The sequence below is a fragment of the Marinicauda pacifica genome, from assembly GCF_004793635.1.
Lineage (GTDB): Bacteria > Pseudomonadota > Alphaproteobacteria > Caulobacterales > Maricaulaceae > Marinicauda > Marinicauda pacifica.
This window is the reverse complement of record NZ_SRXV01000004.1, coordinates 86,296-106,814: the sequence shown is the minus strand read 5'-3', so window position 1 is coordinate 106,814 and position 20,519 is coordinate 86,296. Positions and strand designations below refer to the sequence as shown.

Genomic DNA, 20,519 nt, shown 5'->3' with positions numbered 1-20,519 from the left:
ACGGCGCCTCAAGAGCGGGGCTCTTTGGCGTTCCGCGGCGGCCAGGGCGACGATCTCGCTGCGAGATGTCCGCCAAATCCAGCGCCGCCTCGTCCCGGGGCGGGTGGGCCATGCGGCCCGGTGTGGTCAGCGTATTAACGAAACCTTTCCCGCCCCGGTTCCTCTAGATTGCACTTCCCGGCCGCATCTTGCGCGGCCCGGCTTCGCGGACATGCGGGCCTGAACTCTCTTGTCCATCGGCAATATGGTTGCGCGGACCGAGCGGTACGACTCCGGTCGGGTTCACCATGTCGTGACTTTCGTAATAGTGACGCTTGGCGTGCTCGAGATTGAAGAGTTCGCCGATATCGTCATGGCCGTGCAGCCGCCGCCCGTAGGCCGCCAGGTTCTCGTATTCGGTCAGGCGCTTCAGATTGCACTTGAAGTGGCCGTGATAGACCGGATCGAAACGCACCAGCGTCGTGTAGAGACGCCAGTCGGCCTCGGTCAGCGCTTCGCCCATCAGGTAGGGACGCCCGTCCGACAGCCGGTCTTCGAGCCAGTCGAGCGCGTCGAACAGGGTCGTCACGGCCTCTTCATACGCGTCCTGGCCGGTCGCGAAGCCCGCCTTGTAGACGCCGTTATTGATGTCGTCATAGACACGCGAATTGACCTGGTCGATCTCGGCGCGAAGCGATTCCGGATAGTAGTCGCCCTTCGCGGCCCCGACCTCGTCGAACGCGGAGTTGAACATGCGGATGATTTCCGCGCTTTCGTTCGAGACGATCGTTTCCCGCTTCTTGTCCCACAGGACAGGCACGGTGACCCGTCCGGTCATCTCCGGCTCCGCGGCCAGATAGACCTCGCGCAGATAGTCGGCGTCGTGGATGGGATCGGGGATTACGCCCGGCCCGTCCTTGAAGGTCCAGCCCTGATCCTTCATCAGCCAGTGGACGACCGACAGCGAGATCATGTCTTCCAGCCCCTTCAGACGGCGGAAGATCAGCGTGCGGTGAGCCCACGGACAGGCGAGCGAGACATACAAATGATAGCGCCCCGGCTCTGCCTTGAAACCGCCCTCTCCGGAGGGGCCGGGCTCGCCATCGGCGGTGACCCAGTTTCGAAACTTGCTCTGGGAGCGTTTGAATTTTCCGCCGGTTGACTCGGTATCATACCATTTGTCGTGCCATTCGCCGTCGATCAGGAGGCCCATGAGTCTTCCTTTCAATGTCGGTTAATTGCGTGGGGTAGTCCCGGGGAGGGCTCCGGGTAGAGCATCTTCATCGGTTTTCAGACTCGATGAAGATGCTCCAATGGGGTGTTTGAGAACGCTATCGAACCCGAGGCGGGTTCAGCGCCATACTAAAAAGGCTCTAGAAGCGGCCGTTCTGGAAATCGGCCATGGCCTGGCGCACTTCGCCCTCGGTGGTCATGACGAACGGGCCGGCCCACACGATCGGTTCCCCGATGGGTTTGCCGGCGGCCAGCATGACGCGTGCGCCCTTGGGGCCTGCCGTGAACCGGACCGTCTTGCCGGGGCCGAAGACGCCGAGCTCGGACGTGTCCAGTGTCTGCCCCTCCACGCTGATCGAGCCGGTATGGACGGCCGCGAACGTCGTCTTCTCATCGCCGATCGGCTCCTCGAACACGGCGCCCGCTTCCATGCGCAATTCGGCATAGAAGGGCTCGACCGTCACGCCGCCGACCGGACCTTCGACACCGGTCGAGGTCTTGCCGGTGACGATCTTGGCGACGACGCCGTCGCGCTCATCGGCGGGAATCCCGGCCTCGTCGAATTCCTGATAGCCGGCCGGTTTCATTTTTTCGGCCTTGGGCAGGTTGATCCAGAGCTGGAAGCCGCTCATCAGCCCGTCTTCCTGCTCGGGCATTTCGGAATGGATGATGCCGCCTGCTGCGGTCATCCACTGCACGCCGCCCGGCTCGATCACGCCCTCATGACCCTTGTTGTCCTTATGGCGCATCTTGCCCGCGATCATGTAGGTCACGGTTTCGAACCCGCGGTGCGGGTGGGACGGGAATCCGGCGAGATAGTCGCCCGGATTGTCCGAATGAAAATGGTCCAGCATCAAGAACGGGTCCAGCGTGCGCAGCGAGGGCGTGCCGAGCATGCGCGTCAGCTTCACGCCCGCGCCGTCGGACGCCGGCATGCCTCTGGTGATTTGCTTCAAAGTCCGGATTGCCATTGATCGGGTCTCCCTGGCCGGTATTGCGTTTCCTATGAGATGGGGCAGGCTGGCGCGGGTATCGAGCCCCGGCGTGGACGAGCTCTGTTTCCTGAATGGAAACGCTCGAACGGCGGGAGCGTTTCGTCCGGTACAGGCCGGTAGACGCCGCCATAGGCGCCGGGCTAAGCGAAGGCCGCCGGCATTCCCGTCAGCAGAACAGGACCTGACACGCGATATGAGTGATCCTTTCGTTTTGGGATGGGAGGAGTGGGCCGCCTTTCCCGGGCTCGGTCTTCCGGCCATCAAGGCCAAGGTGGATACCGGGGCGCGCACATCGGCGCTGCATGCGGTTTCCATCGAGCCGTTCGGACCCGATGACAATCTGCAGGTCCGCTTCGTCATGCACCCCGTTCCCGAGGATCCCGAGGTCGAGGTGACGTGCGCGGCGCCCGTGGTCGACCGGCGCGAGGTCACCAGTTCGAACGGCGAAACAGAATTGCGCTGGGTCATCGAGGCGCGCGTCAGAATAGGCGAGCGCGAGTGGCCGATCGAGGTCACGCTGACCAATCGCGAGACGATGCAGTACCGCATGCTGCTCGGCCGGGCCGCCATTCTGGACGATATGGTGGTCAGTCCGACCACGTCGTGCGCGCAAAATGCGCTCAGCTTCGAGCTGTACAAGGATTTTCCGCGCCGCAAGCCGGTCAAGCGCCCGTTGCGCATCGCAATCCTGACGCGCGAGCCGAAGAATTATTCCTCCCAGCGCCTCAAGGAGGTCGCCGAGGCACGCGGACACGTCGCCGAGATGATCAACACGGCCCGCTGCACCATCGCGATCAATGCGCTCTCCCCGGCGGTGTATTACGATGGCCGCAAGCTGCCGCGCTATGATGCCATCATTCCGCGCATCGGTGCGTCGATGACCAATTACGGCATGGCGGTGCTGCGCCAGTTCGAGATGACCGGCGCCTATATCCTCAACAACGCCGAAGCCATCGGGGCCAGCCGGGACAAGCTTTACGCCCACCAGATCCTGGCCCGCGCCGGGATCGGCATGCCGACGACGGCCTTTGCCCACTCGCCCAAGGATACCAAGAACCTTGTCAGCCATGTCGGCGGGGCGCCGCTTGTGGTGAAGCTGCTGGAAAGTACCCAGGGCAAGGGCGTGGTGCTGGCGGAAACCACAAAGGCGGCCGAGAGCGTGATCGATGCGTTCCGGGGGCTGGACGCGAACTTCATCGTGCAGGAATTCGTCAAGGAAGCGGCCGGCGAGGACATCCGCACCCTGGTCGTCGGCGGCCGGGTGATCGCCTCGATGAAGCGCAAGGCGCAGCCCGGCGAGTTCCGCTCCAACCTTCATCGCGGCGGGGAAGCCACCCGCGTGCGCATCACCAAGGAAGAGCGCCGGACCGCCATACGGGCCGCCAAGTCCATGGGACTGGCCGTGTGCGGGGTCGATCTGCTGCGCTCGGAGACCGGACCCAAAGTGCTGGAGGTCAACTCCTCGCCGGGTCTGGAGGGTATCGAGAAAAGCTCGGGCAAGGATATTGCGGGCATCCTGCTCGACCATATCGAGTCCCATGTGCGCGCGGTCAGCGTGCCGCGCCGGCGCACGCGCGCCAAATCCTCGGCATCGGCGGCAAGCGGAGCTGGCGGTGGCACTCCTGACCAGGGGGGGTGATTTCACCCGGAACCGAAGTCTGTCGAACGCATAGAAGAGCCCGCGATCCATGCGGATCGCGGGCTCTTTTGCGCGCCGGCCGATCGAGGGGACGATGAACCGGCCGGCTGCGCGTCAGGCTAAGCGAGCGATTTATTCGCCCGGCATGATCACGGCGTCGATCACGTGGATCACGCCGTTGGAGGCGTCCACATCGGCGGACACGACATTGGCGCCGTCAACCGTGACCGAACCGTCGTCGGAGACGACGACCGTGACGCTGTCGCCCTGCAGGGTGTCCAGCTCATACGTTCCGGCCGCGGTATCGGCCGCCATGTATTCACCCGGGACCACGTGATAGGTCAGAACCGAGGTCAGCTGGTCCTTGTTCTCGGGTTCGAGAAGCGTGTCGACGGTGCCGGCCGGCAGCGCAGCAAACGCCGCGTCGGTCGGTGCGAACACGGTGAACGGGCCGTCAGCCTTGAGGGCGTCGACCAGGTCGGCGGCCTGAACCGCAGCGACCAGCGTGTTGAAATCGTCGGCGTTGATCGCGGTGTCGACAATGTCGGCCTGCATGGCGTCATGATCGGACGAGCCGTGATGATCGGCGAGAGCCGGAGCGGCCACTGCGGTGGCGGCGAGGGCGGCGGTCGAAAGAAGGGCGGTAAGACGCATTGTAAATCTCCTCCTTGGAGGGGTTCGTCTTGGTGGGGAGGCCGACACGAAATCATATCGGGCCGGCTGCTCCGCATCGTGCGGAACACACACTCCTACGGCGCAGCCCCGCAACTGGATCGCAAGATAATAATTTAGAAGCAGAAAAATTTAACTTTTATCGGGGCGCAGATGCCGACCACGGCCCGTACAGGCCTGTCTACGCTGTGTTCCACACGCCTGGATCGCACAAAGATGGATGACTGCGTTGCCGGGCTAATCTAAGAGAGAGCCTGCTCATTATTTCCGCATCGGAAACGACATGGACCGAATTGACTCCCTGAGGCTGTTTTCTGTCGTGGCGGAGCTGGAGAGCTTCACCAAAGCCGCCGACCGCATGGGAATGACCCCGGGCGCGGCCTCCAAGCAGATCTCGGCTCTGGAAGAGCGCTTGCAGGCCCGTCTGCTTGAACGCACGACGCGGTCGGTTCGCCTGACCGATGCCGGCCAGGCTCTGCTCGACCGGGTTCGTCCCTGGCTGATCGAATACGAAGCGATCGAGAACGGGCTGGTGACCGAGACCGGCAAGGCTGCCGGCTTGCTGCGTGTCTCGGCACCGGTCGATTTCGGCGCGGCGCGTCTGATCGAACCGGTCACGGCCTTCATGGCGAAATGGCCCGAAGTGGAAATCCGGCTGGAGCTTGCCGATCGCATGGTCGATCTGGTGGACGAGGGCTATGATCTGGGTGTGCGCATCGGTCATCTCACCGACTCCTCGCTGATTGCCAAACGCCTCGCGGGCGCCTGCATGACCACGATCGCCAGTCCGGACTATCTCGGCGAGCACGGTGCCCCCGTGCACCCCGACGATCTGTCGCGCCATCTGTGCATCATCGACCGCAACAAGCCCGCGCCCAACCAGTGGCGCTACACGCGCGGTAACGAAATCGTCGAGGCGCGGGTGAATGGACGCCTCACCCTGAACGGGGCGAGGGCTGCGGTCTGCGCCGCAGCGGCCGGAGCGGGCATTGCCTGCTCACCGGCCTGGGCAGCCGAGCAGGCGCTGGCCGAGGGCAAGGTCGTGCCGCTGCTGGACGGGTGGGAGCCCGATCACCGCGACCTGTGGGCGGTCTTCCCGTCCAATCGCTACCTGGCCCACCGCGTTCGGCTTTTCGTCGATTTTCTCGTCGACTGGTTCAAGGACGGGTTCGAGCAGGGCGGGGCGAAGCGCTAGAACGGTGTGCGTCCCCGCCCGGTCAGCGTCCACGCCATCCAGCCGCGAATGACCGGCATCCGGCAGCCCAGCCCCAGGGCCAGGTCGCGCGCCCGGCCCAGAAGCCTTGACGAGGACTGGAAGACCGGCGTCAGCGCCCAGCTCATCCAGGTGTAATAGCGTGCGGCCCGTCTGCGGCGCGCCTCCCAGTGGCGGATGGCGTGCGTAAGCGGAGCATGATCGCGCAGGCTGAGGGCCAGCTCCACCGCGTCGCACAGGGCCAGATTCGCCCCCTGACCCAGTTGCGGGCTCATGCCGTGCGCGGCATCGCCCATCAGCAGGACGTGACCACGCCGCCAGCGCGGACAGCGTACATCGCGGTACACCGCATGGGCATACTCGCCGGGCTCCGCGACGTCGCCGTCGACACGGGCGGCTTTCGGCCAGATGCGTGCGAGTTCCTCGCGAAAGGGCGCGAGACCCTGCGCGCGCCAGGCGTCCAGTTCGCTATGCCGGATTGACCAGAAGAAGCTCACTCCGGGTCTGTCTGACGGATCGGCAGGATTGTCCCCGACCGGCAACAGGCCCACCATGATGCGGCATCCTTCATAGACTTGTTCCAGCTCGCCTTCGCGCCGTCCATCCGGCTCCGGGGCGATCCGCCACAGCGCGCCCCAGGGATAGACTGGCGCGCTCGCCTGCGGACAAACCTGGTCGCGCAGGCCGGACGCCGAGCCGTCGCACACGAGCGCGAGGTCGAACGCGTCTTCGGGCTGTCCGTCGATAATAGGCCGGGGGCGGTCACACCCGTCGAATCCAGTGACTTCGCGGCCTGATCGCCAGGTCACTCCGGCCTCGCGCGCGGCCTGGTAGAGCATGTCGAACAGGCTCGCACGGTGAATGCCGTAGCCGGTATCGCCCGGGCGGCCATCACAATAGCGAAGATCGAGCACCGTGCGCCCCTTCGGAGTCCGGCCGATCAGGCGTGAGATGCGCGCGCCACGCCGTTGCGCCTCCTGCCGAAGCCCGAGCGTTTCCAGCGCACCCAGTCCGGAGGGCTGGAGCAGCAGCCCCGCGCCGAGCGGGCGCGGAGACTCAAATCGCTCGAAGACGGTCACGCGATGTCCGGTGCGCGCCAGTTGGGTTGCGCTGGCCAGTCCGGCGATGCCGCTTCCGATAATCGCAATGTGCATCGCCGCTTCCCCCGTGAGCCCGGCTCGATACCTGATTAAGCGGTTGTGAGGCGGGCTCCAATAGGTGGAAGGCGCGCAATATTCGGCCCGGGCACGGGGTAGGCGAGGCGGGCAGCTTGGCTATGATGGCGTTTACCGTGTTCGCGCTAGTTCTGTGGCCTGACCGTTGAAGGATGAGCCCGCCAATGAACCGATCTGCCTCGTCCATTGTTTTCGCCAGTCTCCTGGCCGCCGCCGGTTCCGTGTGTGCGGCCGCGCCGGCATCTGCCGAGCTGATCGATGCGCGTGTGCACCAGCAGGACGGGCAGGGGACACTCTGGCTGGCGTTCGACACTCAGCCGGGCGGGCTGGAGATGGACAGCTCTCTGAATACGCAAAGGCTGCTCGTGACCGGGGTATCCAGCGCGGATCGCCGCATCGAAATTGCGGTCCCGAGCGCGATTTCAGTGATCGAGCTGAACCCGACCGGAGAGGATGGCGTCGAGATTATTCTGTCCGGCATGTTCGAGACGGTCCAGGCCGAGATCCGCCAGGGCGGCATTGCGATTCTGTACCAGGGTGACCCGGTGCCTGGCCCGGTTGTCACGCGCCGTTCGGCTCAGCCGCGTCCGGCAGAGCCGGCACAGGCAGAGCCGCAGCCGGAATCGTCTGACGAGCCGGACTCAGTGCCGGCGAACCCTTCCGCGGCGGTTCCCGCTCCACGCGAGAGCAATTCTGGCGAGGCTGACCAGGCGCGGCCTGGACCGGCCGATCTGACGCAATCTGGCCAGACAGACACGGTGATCTGCGGCGAAACCGAAGCGGCGGTGGCCGAAAGCCCGTGGGATCTCGATGCGCTGGCGAGCCACGCCGATTGTCTGGCCGAAGCCGGGCTCACCGCTCAGGCGGTCGGCCTGTACGAGCGGGTACTGGCCTTCGAACCGGGACATTTCTCTGCGGCGATGGGGCTGGGCCAAATCCGGCGTTCGAACGGTTCGAACGAGGTCGCGCGCCAGCTTTTCCTGGATGCTGCCGACAATGCGCGCACCGACAGCGAGGCCTTGCAGGCACGCAGCGCCGCTCGCGCTCTGGAAGAGGGCTAGAGCTTCAGCTCCTCGCGGACCTGATCGCGCAAGCTTGCGAGCGTATCCGCCTCGGTGGGAACGAGCTCGCGGGCATCCAGATCCATGATGCACGCTACGCCTTCCACGCTCCACCAGGGCCGCCCGGTAACCGGGTCGAGCACCCAGTGGACGAGGTTCCGGACTTTCTCCCCGACCCCGGTCAGACCCGAGCGGATGACAAAGCCGTCGCCGGGCCGCGCATAGTTGCGAATCGCGATGCGCACTTCGAGAAGGGCGCTCGCGCGGCGCGCCGGACCGTTCCCGGCATGGCTCGCCCATTGTTCGGGGAAGCCTTCCTTGAAGTGTATGACGCTGTCGGAGACCTTTCCCATGGCGCACTCGGCCCGCATCCAGCCGAACATGTCCGCATCCTCCGGCAGGAAGCGGCCCCGCCCCGCCCAGGCCAGATCCAGCGCGTCGGCGCGCTGGAGGCTGAGATCGCTCGCGGGCTCGGCCGGTTCGATGCCGCGCGGCCCCGCCTCGTCGGGCAAGCGCACGAGCAGCTGATCAAGACGGCTCTGCATGCGATCGGGCCAGGTGAAGGGCTGACCGCTTCTCGGCGCCGCATGATCGAGAGAGATGACAAAGCTCGCCGCCAGCCGGGCCGTGGCCGAATGGTACATCATCAGTACCGCATCCAGCCCGTCGGGACGGACGTCGAGAACACCGCCCTGGATATGGAGCGGCGCGCCGGGGCGGGATTCGGCGAAAAAGCGGATGTGCATCGTACGCGCAATCAGTGTCGCGCTCGCGTCGCCGCCAAAGGCGCGGCGCATCCCGATGAGGTCGGACAGCGTACCAATCCCCTGCATCGCCTTGGTGATGTAGTGGCGGACATTGAGGTGACCGAGCTCGTCGCATTCCCACGCATTCGCGTTGCCGCGCCATAATTCATGCATGCTGGTCGCCCCCCAGGCGTGAATCCGGTCTCAGGACTGCGCGCACTGCGCACAGCGGCCGTAATGCTCGATCACCGATCGATCGACCTGGAAACCCGAGGGGGTTTCGGTCGGAACCGGCGAGGTGTGTCGCTCCGTGACTGCGCCGCACCCTTCGCAGATATAGAGCTCGGCTCCGCCGCACTCATCCCCGCGCACGCACGCCATGTAGGCATTCAGCGCCTCGACCTTGTGGGCCAGGCCTGCCGCGGTCAGGAAATCCAGCGCACGGTACACGGTGGGCGGCTGCGCGCCGCCGCCCGGTTTCAGGCTCGATAAAAGATCATATGCCTTGACCGGCGCACCGGCCGTCAGAAGCAATTCGAGCACGCGGCGCCGCATCGGCGTCAGCGAAAGGCCGCGACGCGTGCACACCTTCTCCGCCTGGGTCAGGGCGCTGTTTATGGTCAGATTCTGGGTCATCACGAGTCGAAAGTTAATGTGTTCTGCGCGCCAGCGCGAGCCCGCAGCCTGCAGGAAAGTGGCTTGCCATCGCCGAACCCTTGGGGTAGGCGTGCTTTTAGCGAATGCAACATTATAACATTACTAAATCGTCAGAGACGCTCGGAGACCTGTCATGCGCCGCTTCAACCCATCCTCCCTCATGTTTGCTGTCAGTGTCATCGCCCTGACCGGCGCTGGCGCGCAGGCCCAGTCCGAGCCTGAAGACGTGATCCGCGTGACATCCGCGCCGCTGGAAACGCGCGCCGACGAAGTCGTCGGCTCCGTCGATGTTGTCGGAAGCGACGAGCTCGTTCGCAATCTGAACGGCAACCTGGCCGATACGCTGGAGAATCTGCCCGGCGTGACCTCGACCTATTTCGGCCCTGCCTCCGGGCGTCCGATCGTGCGCGGCCTTGGCGCGGACCGGGTGCGTGTGCTGATCAACGGGCTTGGCGGGCTCGATGCCTCATCTTCCAGCCCCGACCATGCGGTGACCGCCGAGGTCATCGGCGCGGAGCAGGTCGAGGTGCTGCGTGGTCCGGCCGCGATCGCCTATGGCGGTGGTGCGATCGGCGGTGTGGTGAACGTCATGGACGGCCGCATCCCGACCGCGCTGCCCGAAGATGGCCTGGATGGTTTCGTCTATGGCGGCACGACCAGCGTGAATGACGGCACGCAGGTGGCCGGCCGCGTACTGGGCAATCTCGGCGCGCTGGTGCTCCAGGGAGATTACCAGCGCCGCGAGGCCGATAATTTCGAGATCCCGGGCTATGCCGAATCCGCCGCGCTGCGAGAACTCGAGCATGGCGACGAGCATGAGGAAGAGGATCACGACGAGCACGAAGAGCACGGAGACGAAGAGGAACTCGCCTATGGCGAGGTCGAGAACTCCGGCTACACCTTCGAGACCGGCTCCGTGGGCGCCTCCATCGTGGGCGAGTGGGGCTTTGTCGGCCTTGGCTACAAGCAGACCGACGCCAGCTACGGCCTGCCTGGTCACAGCCATGCCCATGAGGAAGATCACGAGGAAGATCACGAGGACGAGGATCACGAAGACCACGAGGAGGAAGAAGGCCATGCGCACGGCGAGGAAGACGTGCGCCTGGAACTCGACCAGAAGCGGGTCGATCTTCGCGGCGCGTTCGAACGCGAAGGCTTCTTCAACCGGATCCGCTGGTCCTTCGCCCACGCCGACTACGTGCATACCGAATTCGAAGGCGATGAAATCGGCACGGTCTTCGACAAGGAGGGCGTCGAGGGACGCCTGGAAGTTCGCCACCAGCACGGCGGGCCGCGCCAGGGCGCCATCGGCGCCCAGATGCTGACGCAGGAATTCAACTCAGCCGGGGCGGAGGCGTACCTGGAGCCGGTCGTCACGCAGGACTGGGGTCTCTTCGTCGCGGAGCGCTGGGATTTCGATCGCTGGGGTATCGAAGGCGGGCTGCGTTACGACACCCGCAATCTCGATGGACTAAGGGCCGAGCGCGATTTCGACACGGTGTCCGGGTCAGTTTCACTTTTCGCGCGACCGGCTGACGGGTGGTTCACCGGCATCACGCTGTCGCACACCGAACGTGCGCCGACCGACGCGGAAGTCTTCTCTAACGGGGCACACGTTGCCACCCGGGCCTTCGAGGTTGGCAATCTGGATCTGGGTACCGAGACGGCCTGGTCCGGCGAGGCCACGCTGCGCCGTGAGGCTGGCCGCTTCAGCGCCGAAGCCACGGCCTTCTACGCCGATTATGATGGCTTTATCGGTCTTTTCCCGACAGGCGAAGAAGAAGACGGTCTGGACGTGTTCGAATACCGGCAGGAAGACGCGGCGCTCTATGGGTTCGAAGCCAAGTTTGAAACCGAGCTGGGCCGGGTCGCGATGTTCGACCTCAGCGCGGAAGCGACGGCCGACTATGTCCGTGGCGAGCTCGACAATGGCGGCGATCTGCCGCGCATTCCGCCCCTGTCAGGCACGCTGGCGCTGATCGCCGATCACCGCCTGGTATCCCTGCGCGCCGAAGGCCGCTTCGTGGCCGAGCAAGACGAGGTCGCGAGCTTCGAAACATCGACCGAGGGCTTCGCCCTGTTCAACGCGGATGCCCGCATCACGCCGTTCGACGAGCATGACGTGGCCTTCATCGTGGGCGTGCGCAACATCACCGACGAGGAAGCCCGCCTGCACACTTCCTTTTTGAAGGATCAGGTTCCGCTCCCGGGGCGCTCGTACCGCGCCGCGGTGAGCGTCCGGTTCTAGCCGCCTGCGGCGCCCTGCCGCGCGGCAGGGCGCCGCGCGGCAGGATGACCTCTCCCCAAGCGGCCGGAACGGGCGCAGAAAGCCCCTACCGAATGTAAGGGAAAGGGGTAATCCCATGAAAACGCTTCTCAAAGTTACGCTGGCTGCCGGCATCTTCGCGCTTGCAGCCGCGCCCGCTCATGCCGAGCAGGGCGACTGGCTCTTCCGTCTGCGCGCGATCAATGTCGTTCCCGATGAAGGCGCGGATATCACGCCGATCGGCGGGGGTGTCGATATCGACACGTCGGTGATGCCCGAGCTGGATATCAGCTATTTCTTCACCGACCATATCGCGGCCGAGCTCATCCTGGGCGTGACGCCGCATGATGTGACCGCGACTGGCACGGCCCTTGGCGATGTGGATCTCGGCGATGTGACTCTGCTGCCGCCGACGCTGACGCTTCAATACCACTTCAATCCCGACGGTCAGATCAGCCCGTATGTCGGGGCCGGCGTGAACTACACGATCTTCTTCGATGAAGACCTTCCCGGCGGAAGTCCGCTGACCAGCATCGACTACGAGGAAAGCTTCGGCGGCGCGCTCCAGGCCGGTGTCGATTACCGGCTCAACGAGCGCTGGTTCCTCAATGCCGACCTGAAGAAAGTCTGGATCAATACCGACGTTACCATCGATGCCGGCGGACTGGGTCTCGTGGAGGCCGATGTCGACATCAACCCGTGGATTTTCGGACTGGGCTTCGGTTACCGCTACTAGGCTCGATCCTCTCACAGATCATCCCACTGGCCGGGGGCTGCGAAAGCGGCCCCCGGTTTGCATTGTCCTAACTGCACCGGGGCGGTGAGGGGCCGTGTTGCCCTTTCAGGCCCGCTCCGCTACCAAACGCGCAAAGTGACAATCTGGGGATAGACCATGGCCGACGCTACACCTTCCGCAAATGCTGCCGTTTCGGGCAACCTTCCGCTCTACAACAACCCGGTCCCGCTCAATAAGGATCGTCACAAGGGCAAGGGGCTGAAATTCTCCGATCGCCAGTTCGACTTCCTCAAGGATACCCATTTCGTACCGGTGACCTTCGGTGAGTTCGGATCCGTGGCGAGCCGCTTCCCGATCCTGTTCCTCGGCGAGAACAAGACCGCCGTGGCCGCGATGGGTCTGCGCAAGGGGCAGAACCTGTTCGTGGACCCGCAAACCGGCCGGTTCGAGCAATTCACCTATCTGCCCGCGTTCGTGCGCCGCTACCCGTTCGTCTCCGCCTCGCACGGTCAGGAGAAGGATCGCTTCACGGTGTGCGTCGATGAGGGCTCTGACCTGTATTCGGACAAGCCGGACGTGCACTTCTTCGACGACAAGGGCGAGCTGACCGATTTCACGCAGCGCGCGATCGACTATGTGCGCCGTTTCGAGGCGGATGTGCGCCAGACCCAGGAGTTCACCGCACGGTGCGAAGAACTCGGCCTGCTGACCCAGCAGGAATCCAAGTTCCAGCCGCGCAACGAGAAGGGCGAGCCGGTCGGCGAGCCGCAAGTCGTCGCCACCTATTTCGGCATTGATGGCGGCAAGCTCATGGAGCTCGACACCGAGACCTTCGCGGGTCTGCGTAATAACGGCTATCTGGGCGGCATGTACGCCGCGATGCTGTCCCAGCTGAACTGGGACCCGCTCATCCAGCGCGCCGCAGCCCAGGATACGGCCCAGGCCGCGCAGGCCTGATCGGGGTCCGCCAGTCGAGAATTGCAAACAGCCGGCGCCCTGCGCCGGCTGTTTTCGTTCCAGCCTGCGATCACATGCGCGTCAGGGCGGTTTCACCGCGCGCCGCCGCGCGATATATCCGGCCTAAAGCCGCTTGTCCGAACGGAGACTTATGTGACCGCACGCCCCGATCTGTTCTGCCGGTATGTATTGGCCCCGATTGCGTGCGCGCTGGCTCTGGCCGGTCTTGCCCAGGCGCAATGGGACAACGCCGATCCGATGGTCGATGCGAGCCTGGTCAGCGAGCGCGAGACCGTCGCGCCGGGCGAGACCTTCCACATCGCGCTGCATCAGGACATCACGCCGGGATGGCACACCTACTGGCAAAATCCCGGCGATAGCGGAGAGCCGACGCGGCTCTCCCTGACACTGCCCGAGGGCTGGCAGGCCGGTGAGCTGATCTGGCCGGCGCCGGCCACCTATGCGCTCGGGCCGCTGACCAATTACGGGTATGCGGATGAGGTGACCCTTCCCGTTCCTGTCACCGTGCCGGAAAGCGCCACACCGGGCCCGGTAACGATCGAGGCCGAAGCCACCTGGCTGGTCTGCGAGGAAATCTGCATCCCCGAAGACGCCGAGCTGGCGCTCACACTGACTGTCGGCGATAGCGTTTCCGACCGCGCCGGCGCCCGTCTGATCGACACGGCGCTGGAGCGTGCGCCCGTCGCGGCACCGCAGGACGTGTCCGCCGGGCTGGTGCGCGCGGGCGACCGTCTCCAGCTGAGCGTTGCCGGCGGCCCGTTTGCCGCGGGGGAAAGCGGTGTCCGCAACGTCTATTTCTTTCCCCATGAGGGCGGGCTGATCGAGCATAGCGCGGATCAGGAAGCCATCTTTGCCCCCTCCGGCCTGGCCCTGCGTCTGGCGCCCGGCTTCCTGGCCGGCGATCCGGTCGACGAGGTGCATCCCGGCGTGCTGACCGCCGAGTTTCGCGAGAACGGGCGGTGGCAGTTGCGGGCCTACACGATTGCGCCTGAGCCCGGTTTGCAGGTGGTGGAGTTGGCTGCGGCGGCGGGCACCGAGGCCGGCCGCACAGGCCCGACGGCGCCCCCGGGCATAAGCCTCTGGCAGGCCGTACTCTTCGCACTCCTCGGCGGTCTAATCTTGAACCTGATGCCGTGCGTCTTCCCGATCCTCTCGATGAAGGCGCTTCACCTGGTTCAGAAACGCGATAGCGATCCCGCGCAGGCCCGCATGCTCGGCCTGATCTTCGGCGCCGGCGTGATTTCGACTTTCGTGGCGTTGGGCGCGGCCCTGGTCGTGGCGCGGGCCGCCGGCATGCCCGATCTGTGGGGCTTTCAGCTTCAGGTCCCGGGCGTGGTGGCCGGTCTGGTCCTGCTGATGTTCCTCATCGGTTTGAATTTCCTGGGGGCCTTCGAGGTCGGAACCTCGTTGCAAGGTGTTGGCGGCGAGGTGAATCCCAATACACGGGCAGGCTCCTTCCTCACAGGCGTACTGGCCGTCTTCGTCGCGGCGCCTTGCCTGGCACCCTTCATGGCCGGCGCGCTGGCCTTCGCCATCGCCCAGCCGCCGGCGATTGCACTTGTCGTCTTCGCCTGTCTCGGCATCGGACTGGCGCTGCCTTTCGTTGCGGTGAGCTTCAGCCCGGGCCTGCTGGCGCGCCTGCCGAGGCCGGGGCCCTGGATGGTGCGGTTCAAGCAGGTGCTGGCCTTCCCGATGTTTGCGGTCGCCATATGGCTGATCTGGGTGCTCACCCTGCAGACCGGCGCGACCGGCATGGTGTGGATGCTTGTCGCCCTTCTGGCCACGGGGTTCGCGATCTGGGCCTGGCAGGCCGGGGGCAGTCTCGGCCGGGTCAGCGGCGTCCTGGGTGTCGCCCTGGTTGCCGGCGCGCTGGTCATGACCGCGCGCCTCGAGCCGGGCGCGCAGGCCTCCTCGCAGACCGATTTCGAAGTGTGGAGTCCCGAGCGCGTGGCCCAACTCCAGAGTGAAGGGCGCCCGGTCTTTGTCGATTTCACCGCCGCCTGGTGCGTGACCTGTCAGGTCAACAAGCTGGGCACGCTGTCCGACCGCGACGTGCGCGAAGCATTCGATACCGCAGGCATGGCATTGCTGCGCGCCGACTTCACCAATCGCGATCCCGTGATTGCCGCCGCACTGGAAACCCATGGATCGGCAGGCGTTCCGATGTATCTTGTCTACCCGAGATCGGGCGGAGAGCCGCAGAAGCTTCCCCCGCTTCTGACCGAAGACACCGTGCTGCGTGCAATCCGCGCGGCCACCGCAAACGGGAGTGATGCCTCATGATGACGCGTTTCCTGACCACGCTCGCAGCCGGTACCAGCCTGCTGGCTCTGGCCGGCATGGCGCATGCCGACCCGGTCGTGGGTGAACCGGCCCCGGCCTTCGAAGCCAGCACGGCCACCGGCGAGGCCATCGCCCTGTCAGATTTTTCCGGCGAGACCGTGATCCTTGAGTGGACCAATCATGGCTGCCCGTACGTGCAAAAGCACTATGACGGCCAGAACATGCAGGAATTGCAGGCAAACGCCGCCAGCGACGGGATCACCTGGATCCAGATCATCTCGTCCGCGCCGGGCAAGCAGGGCCATGTTTCCGCCGAGGAAGCGCTCGCCCTGAACCAGTCGCGTGGTGCTGCGCCGGCTCATGTCGTCCTCGACCCGGAAGGCACGATCGGACGCGCCTACGAGGCCGCCACGACCCCGCACATGTACATTATCGATGCCGAGGGCACGCTGCGCTATGCCGGCGCGATCGACGATCAGCCGAGCGCGCGCTCGTCCAGCCTGGAAGGCGCGCACAACTATGTCACCGCCGCGCTCGACGCGATGGAAGCAGGCGAGCCGATCGATCCCGATCAGACGGTCGCCTATGGCTGTAACGTGAAATATCCTGGGTAGGGGCGATGAAAGTCCTCGTCACGGGAAGCTCCGGCCATCTGGGCGAAGCCCTGATGCGCACGCTTCCTCTTGCCGGTCATGAGCCCGTCGGGCTCGATGCCAGACCGGGCGCGTTTACACGGCATACCGGCTCGATCTGTGACATGGACCTCGTCCGGTCGACGATTCGAGGTGCCGATGCGGTTATTCATACAGCCACATTGCACAAGCCGCACGTCGCCACCCATAGCTGGGCCGATTTCGTGGACACGAACATCACCGGCACGCGGATCCTTCTGCAAGCGGCGGTCGAAGCCGGGGTCGGAGCTTTTCTCTTTACCTCGACGACGAGCGCGTTCGGCCGCGCGCTCCGGCCCCCGGCCGGCGCGCCGGCTGCATGGATCGACGAAGAGGTTTCCGGCCGCGTCAAGAATATCTATGGCGCGACCAAGACGGCGGCGGAAGATCTGTGCGAGCTGACGCACGGGCAGACCGCGATGCCTGTTCTGGTCTTGCGCACCTCGCGCTTTTTCCCCGAAGAGGACGATAATCCGCAGGTCCGTGCGCGCTATCGGCCGGAGAACGCCAAGGCCAACGAGTTCCTCTATCGCCGCGTCGATCTCGCCGATGCGGCGAGTGCGCATGTCTGCGCGCTCGAGCGGGCCGGAGAGATCGGCTTCGCGAAATACATCATCAGCGCCACGCCGCCATTCGACCGGGATGACGTGGCGGGGCTACGCGACGATGCGCCGCCGACCGTCTGGTCCCGCTTCCCAAGTGGCAAGGCAATCTACGAGTCGCGCGGATATGAGATGTTCGATTCGATAGACAGGGTCTATTCCAACGCGAGGGCGCGCCGCGAGCTCGGCTGGGAGCCGGAATATGATTTCGCCCGCATCCTGCGCCAGCTCGATGCCGGGGACCCGATCGGAAGCGCGCTGGCACGCGAGGTCGGCGTCAAGGGCTATCACGGAGACGCCTTCGCCGATGGCCTCTACCCCGTGGCCTGACCCGGCATGCCTACTCGGCCTCGACAGGGCAGGGCAGGCTGGCCACGGCCCGGGTCTCGCTATCGCGTGCGATGATCGCCGCGTCTTCGAACAGGCCGGCGAACTCGTGATAGGTGCGCGCACGCTCGCCATTGCGCGCCGGCTCCGCGAGCGCGTCCAGCCGCGACAGCGCATCCTCGCTCATGCCTTTGAAGATGCATTTCAGGTCCATCGGTCCCCCGACGGCCTCGATATGGCGCGACAGGCGGATCGCCTCGCCGGCAAAGTCCTGCACGCCCGTGGCGAACGGGTCGTGCGGGTCGATCCCCGCCGAGGGTGCGCCCGGCGTCAGGGCCAGCGTCTGTGCACGTCCTTCCGCTTCGGCTTTCAGGGTGTCGGCCAGTTCGGCCACGCGGGCGGCATCCTGGGCGGCCGCGCTGGCTACTGTGCCAAGCAGGATCAGCGTGGCGGTCACCAATATGCGCAACATGTCTGTCTCCCGTATCGATTCAGGCCAATCAAGGCTCTGCCACGCAAGACCTGCGCCGCTTGATCGCCTGCCCGTCTCGGCGTAAGTCCGGCCCGACCCTTTTCATCTCCAAGAGACACACAGACGATGGCGAAGACCAAAGCCTTCAAGCCCAAAGCCCGGCGTCCGCGCGGGTTTGAGGATCGCTCCGCGAACGTTCTGCGCGCCGAGCGCGCACTGGTACGCGCGGCCTCCGACGTCTACGAGAAATGGGGCTTCGAACCGCTGGAAACGCCCGCCTTCGAATATGCCGACGCGCTCGGCAAATTCCTGCCCGACGAGGAACGCCCCAACGAGGGTGTCTTCGCCATGCAGGACGAGGACGAGCAGTGGATGGCACTGCGTTACGACCTCACCGCGCCGCTCGCCCGCTTCGCCGCCGAAAACTTCCAGGACTTGACCAAGCCGTTCCGCCGCTACCAGTTCGGTGAAGTCTGGCGCAACGAGAAGCCCGGACCGGGCCGCTTCCGCCAGTTCGTCCAGTGCGATGCGGACAGCGTGGGCGCGCCGGGTCCCGCCGCCGACGCCGAGATCATCGCGCTGGCCAGCGAGGTCATGGGTGCGGCGGGTCTGGGGCAGGGCGACTACGTGATCCGGGTCAATGATCGCCGCCTTCTGGACGGCGTGCTGGAAAGCCTCGGTGCCTCGGCCAGCGAGGCCCGCATGCGTGTGCTGCGTGCCATCGACAAGATGGACCGTCTGGGCCGCGAGGGCGTCGAGCTGTTGCTGGGCGAGGGACGCAAGGACGAAAGCGGCGACTTCACGAAGGGCGCGGGCCTCGATGCCGGCCAGCGCACCCGCGTGCTCGATTTCCTCGAGGCCGGAGGCGGCTCGCGCGCCGAGATCATCGCCCGGCTAGAAGCGGTCGTGGGCGACACGGCGGGGGCGCAGGGCGTAGAAGCCCTGACCGAGATTGACGCGATCCTGCGCTCTCTGGGCGTCGACGAGACGCGTGCGGCCTTCGATCCATCCATTGTTCGAGGCCTGGGCTATTATACCGGGCCGGTCTTCGAGACCGAACTACTGGCGACCGCCCAGTATGAGGATGGCAGTCCGATTCGATTTGGATCGATTGGCGGCGGCGGACGCTATGACGATCTGGTTGCCCGCTTTACCGGACAGGCCGTGCCGGCGACCGGCTTCAGCTTTGGTGTCTCGCGCTTTGCCGCAGCCCTGTCTGCGCTGGACCGTCTGGATGCGGCCCGGCCGGATCCGCTGGTCGTCGTGGTCGCGGCCGAGAAGGACCAGATGGCCGAATATTTCGCGCTGGCCGCAGAGTTGCGCGCCGCGGGCCTGCGCGCCGAGGCCTTCGTGGGCGGAGGCAATATGGGCAAGCAGTTGAAATATGCCGACCGGCGCGGCGCGGCCTTCGCGGTCATTGTCGGCAGCGAGGAGCGCGAAGCCGGGACAGTGTCGGTCAAGGACCTGGCGCTGGGCGCGGAGATCGCGGCGCAACTCACCGACCGCGAGGAATGGGCCGAGCAGCGCCAGCAATTCACGGTCCCGCGCGAGTCGCTCGTGTCGGAGATCAAGGCGCGTCTGTCGCGCGACTAGCTGTTCCCGGCCCGAACCGCTGCGATACCCGTCTTCATGACCGGGCGGTATGGCCTGCAACGGGCCGCTAGTCTTAAGTATCTGATCTTGGACAGTTCGAAGGGCTTGACGCCTTTATGACATTTAGGTCATGTTGTTTTCACGACAGGGCCTGACCGTCTTGTCTCTTGAGTGGCGTTTCTGGGGAGGAGACGTCTCTTAATCGACCAACCGAACGCTTAAGCCCGGTATCTTTCGATGCCGGGCTTTTTTTCGCGTCAATCGTCTAGCGGTGTCCGCCTTCCAGTTCCGGGGCTCGTGGCGCATCGGGCGGAGCCGGGTGCGTGTAGCTGAATCCGTCCAGAAAGTCCTCGAGCGCGTCGCCCTCCAGCTCCCGGCCGTTGACCCAGACGCGGCGCTGGCCATCCTCGTCCTCGACGCGGATATGGCGCCGTTGAGGCCCTGAGCCCTCATTGATCAAAATACTGCGCGCGTCACCCTCTCGCGCACGCATCTCGCTGGCGCGCCTGTCCAGGTCGGCGAGCCGCCCGCGGTGCTCGGCGCGAAATTCGGCGATACCTTCGGCCAGGCCAGCGCGCGCCGTGCGCAACTCCTCGCGTTCGCGGCGTGTCAGGGTCCGGCGTTCGCCGTCCTCTTCCACCCAGCCGCGCTCCAGCGCCGCGTCCATCGAAAGCAGACCGGCCTCCATCCCCACCAGACCGGCGGCGAGGGCCTCATCCATGATGTCGCCGGTACGCAGCTCGGCATATTCGGCCATGCGTTCCGCCTCGGCGGCAATGGCTTCGGTGCGGGCCGCGATGCGCTCGGCATGGGCTTCGGCCATCTCCTCGATATGAGCGGCGTGCACGCGAACGCGCTCTTCGTCGAACTCGGAAACGATGATCATGTCCTGGCCGATGCTGGCCATCGAGGCGCTTAAATCCTCCATGGCGCGTTCGAATTCGGCGCGTTCGCGCGGCGTCCAGTCGCCATTGTCGAACTCGATATCAAAGTCGAAATCGAAGTCAGAATTGCCCGCTCCCCGCTCCTGGGTCACCTCCGAAATCAGTGAGGCCACATCGGCGCCGCTTTCGACGACGTAGGGTTTTCCGTTGATCGTCAGCACATTGGCCGATTGGGCCTGGCGGGCCTGGCGGGCCTCGTCGGCCGAAGCGCTGGCGCAGGCCATGAGTGCGGGCATGGCGGCCGCGGCCAGAAATAGGGTTTTCATCAGATATCTCC

18 protein-coding genes are annotated in these 20,519 nt (G+C 65.2%); 10 read left to right on the top strand and 8 right to left on the bottom strand.

Features of this window, described 5'->3' with window-relative positions; all coding sequences use genetic code 11:
- Window positions 1-163: 163 nt before the first annotated feature.
- Complete coding sequence (locus E5162_RS13555; protein ID WP_135945812.1) at window positions 164-1,192, bottom strand: glutathione S-transferase family protein; 1,029 nt, start codon at window positions 1,190-1,192, stop codon at window positions 164-166.
- Window positions 1,193-1,352: 160 nt separating this feature from the next.
- A complete protein-coding gene (locus E5162_RS13550) occupies window positions 1,353-2,183 on the bottom strand; it encodes a pirin family protein (protein WP_135945811.1) in 831 nt (276 codons plus the stop codon).
- Between the two features lie 217 nt (window positions 2,184-2,400).
- On the opposite strand from E5162_RS13550, the gene rimK reads away from it, so the two are divergent.
- The gene (gene rimK / locus E5162_RS13545) at window positions 2,401-3,846 is read left to right on the top strand and encodes a 30S ribosomal protein S6--L-glutamate ligase (RefSeq protein WP_135945810.1); all 1,446 of its coding nucleotides are present in this window, start codon (window positions 2,401-2,403) and stop codon (window positions 3,844-3,846) included.
- A gap of 132 nt (window positions 3,847-3,978) precedes the next feature.
- Here rimK and E5162_RS13540 read toward each other — a convergent pair whose 3' ends face one another.
- Entirely contained in the window at window positions 3,979-4,500 is a 522-nt protein-coding gene (locus E5162_RS13540) for a fasciclin domain-containing protein (RefSeq protein WP_135945809.1), read from the bottom strand.
- A gap of 301 nt (window positions 4,501-4,801) precedes the next feature.
- Between E5162_RS13540 and E5162_RS13535 the strand changes: the two genes are divergently transcribed.
- Window positions 4,802-5,713: a LysR family transcriptional regulator gene (locus E5162_RS13535; protein ID WP_135945808.1), complete on the top strand. Its 912-nt coding sequence runs from the start codon at window positions 4,802-4,804 to the stop codon at window positions 5,711-5,713.
- Here the strand turns inward: E5162_RS13535 and E5162_RS13530 are convergent.
- Entirely contained in the window at window positions 5,710-6,885 is a 1,176-nt protein-coding gene (locus tag E5162_RS13530; RefSeq protein ID WP_135945807.1) for an FAD-dependent oxidoreductase, read from the bottom strand. The two genes, E5162_RS13535 and E5162_RS13530, sit on opposite strands and share 4 nt — an antisense overlap.
- 185 nt (window positions 6,886-7,070) lie before the next feature.
- On the opposite strand from E5162_RS13530, the gene E5162_RS13525 reads away from it, so the two are divergent.
- The gene (locus E5162_RS13525) at window positions 7,071-7,967 is read left to right on the top strand and encodes a tetratricopeptide repeat protein (protein WP_135945806.1); all 897 of its coding nucleotides are present in this window, start codon (window positions 7,071-7,073) and stop codon (window positions 7,965-7,967) included.
- On the opposite strand, the gene E5162_RS13520 is transcribed toward E5162_RS13525, so the two are convergent.
- Both E5162_RS13520 and E5162_RS13515 read right to left on the bottom strand, forming a co-directional pair.
- Entirely contained in the window at window positions 7,964-8,887 is a 924-nt protein-coding gene (locus E5162_RS13520; protein ID WP_135945805.1) for a thioesterase family protein, read from the bottom strand. The genes E5162_RS13525 and E5162_RS13520 overlap by 4 nt on opposite strands.
- A 30-nt stretch (window positions 8,888-8,917) precedes the next feature.
- A complete protein-coding gene (locus E5162_RS13515; RefSeq protein WP_135945804.1) occupies window positions 8,918-9,349 on the bottom strand; it encodes a helix-turn-helix domain-containing protein in 432 nt (143 codons plus the stop codon).
- Window positions 9,350-9,503: 154 nt separating this feature from the next.
- Here E5162_RS13515 and E5162_RS13510 point away from each other — a divergent pair, with 154 nt between their 5' ends.
- The 6 genes from E5162_RS13510 to E5162_RS13485 all read left to right on the top strand — a co-directional run bounded on the left by E5162_RS13510 (window position 9,504) and on the right by E5162_RS13485 (window position 17,236).
- Entirely contained in the window at window positions 9,504-11,618 is a 2,115-nt protein-coding gene (locus E5162_RS13510; protein ID WP_135945803.1) for a TonB-dependent receptor, read from the top strand.
- A 115-nt stretch (window positions 11,619-11,733) separates the two neighbouring features.
- Window positions 11,734-12,372 (top strand): OmpW/AlkL family protein, encoded by a 639-nt coding sequence (locus E5162_RS13505; RefSeq protein ID WP_135945802.1) that lies wholly within the window; start codon window positions 11,734-11,736, stop codon window positions 12,370-12,372.
- Window positions 12,373-12,528: 156 nt separating this feature from the next.
- A complete protein-coding gene (locus tag E5162_RS13500) occupies window positions 12,529-13,329 on the top strand; it encodes a SapC family protein (protein ID WP_135945801.1) in 801 nt (266 codons plus the stop codon).
- Between the two features lie 153 nt (window positions 13,330-13,482).
- Entirely contained in the window at window positions 13,483-15,633 is a 2,151-nt protein-coding gene (locus E5162_RS13495) for a protein-disulfide reductase DsbD family protein (protein WP_135945800.1), read from the top strand.
- A complete protein-coding gene (locus E5162_RS13490) occupies window positions 15,630-16,247 on the top strand; it encodes a redoxin domain-containing protein (protein WP_206751127.1) in 618 nt (205 codons plus the stop codon). The genes E5162_RS13495 and E5162_RS13490 overlap by 4 nt, the downstream gene beginning before the upstream one ends.
- Window positions 16,248-16,252: 5 nt before the next feature.
- A complete protein-coding gene (locus E5162_RS13485) occupies window positions 16,253-17,236 on the top strand; it encodes an NAD-dependent epimerase/dehydratase family protein (RefSeq protein ID WP_135945799.1) in 984 nt (327 codons plus the stop codon).
- Window positions 17,237-17,246: 10 nt separating this feature from the next.
- Here E5162_RS13485 and E5162_RS13480 read toward each other — a convergent pair whose 3' ends face one another.
- Window positions 17,247-17,705 (bottom strand): hypothetical protein, encoded by a 459-nt coding sequence (locus E5162_RS13480; RefSeq protein ID WP_135945798.1) that lies wholly within the window; start codon window positions 17,703-17,705, stop codon window positions 17,247-17,249.
- A 126-nt stretch (window positions 17,706-17,831) separates the two neighbouring features.
- On the opposite strand from E5162_RS13480, the gene hisS reads away from it, so the two are divergent.
- On the top strand, window positions 17,832-19,298 hold the full coding sequence (gene hisS, locus E5162_RS13475; protein ID WP_135945797.1) for a histidine--tRNA ligase: 1,467 nt from the start codon (window positions 17,832-17,834) through the stop codon (window positions 19,296-19,298).
- Between the two features lie 265 nt (window positions 19,299-19,563).
- Here the strand turns inward: hisS and E5162_RS13470 are convergent, their stop codons facing one another.
- On the bottom strand, window positions 19,564-20,508 hold the full coding sequence (locus tag E5162_RS13470) for a hypothetical protein (RefSeq protein ID WP_135945796.1): 945 nt from the start codon (window positions 20,506-20,508) through the stop codon (window positions 19,564-19,566).
- Window positions 20,509-20,519: the final 11 nt, after the last annotated feature.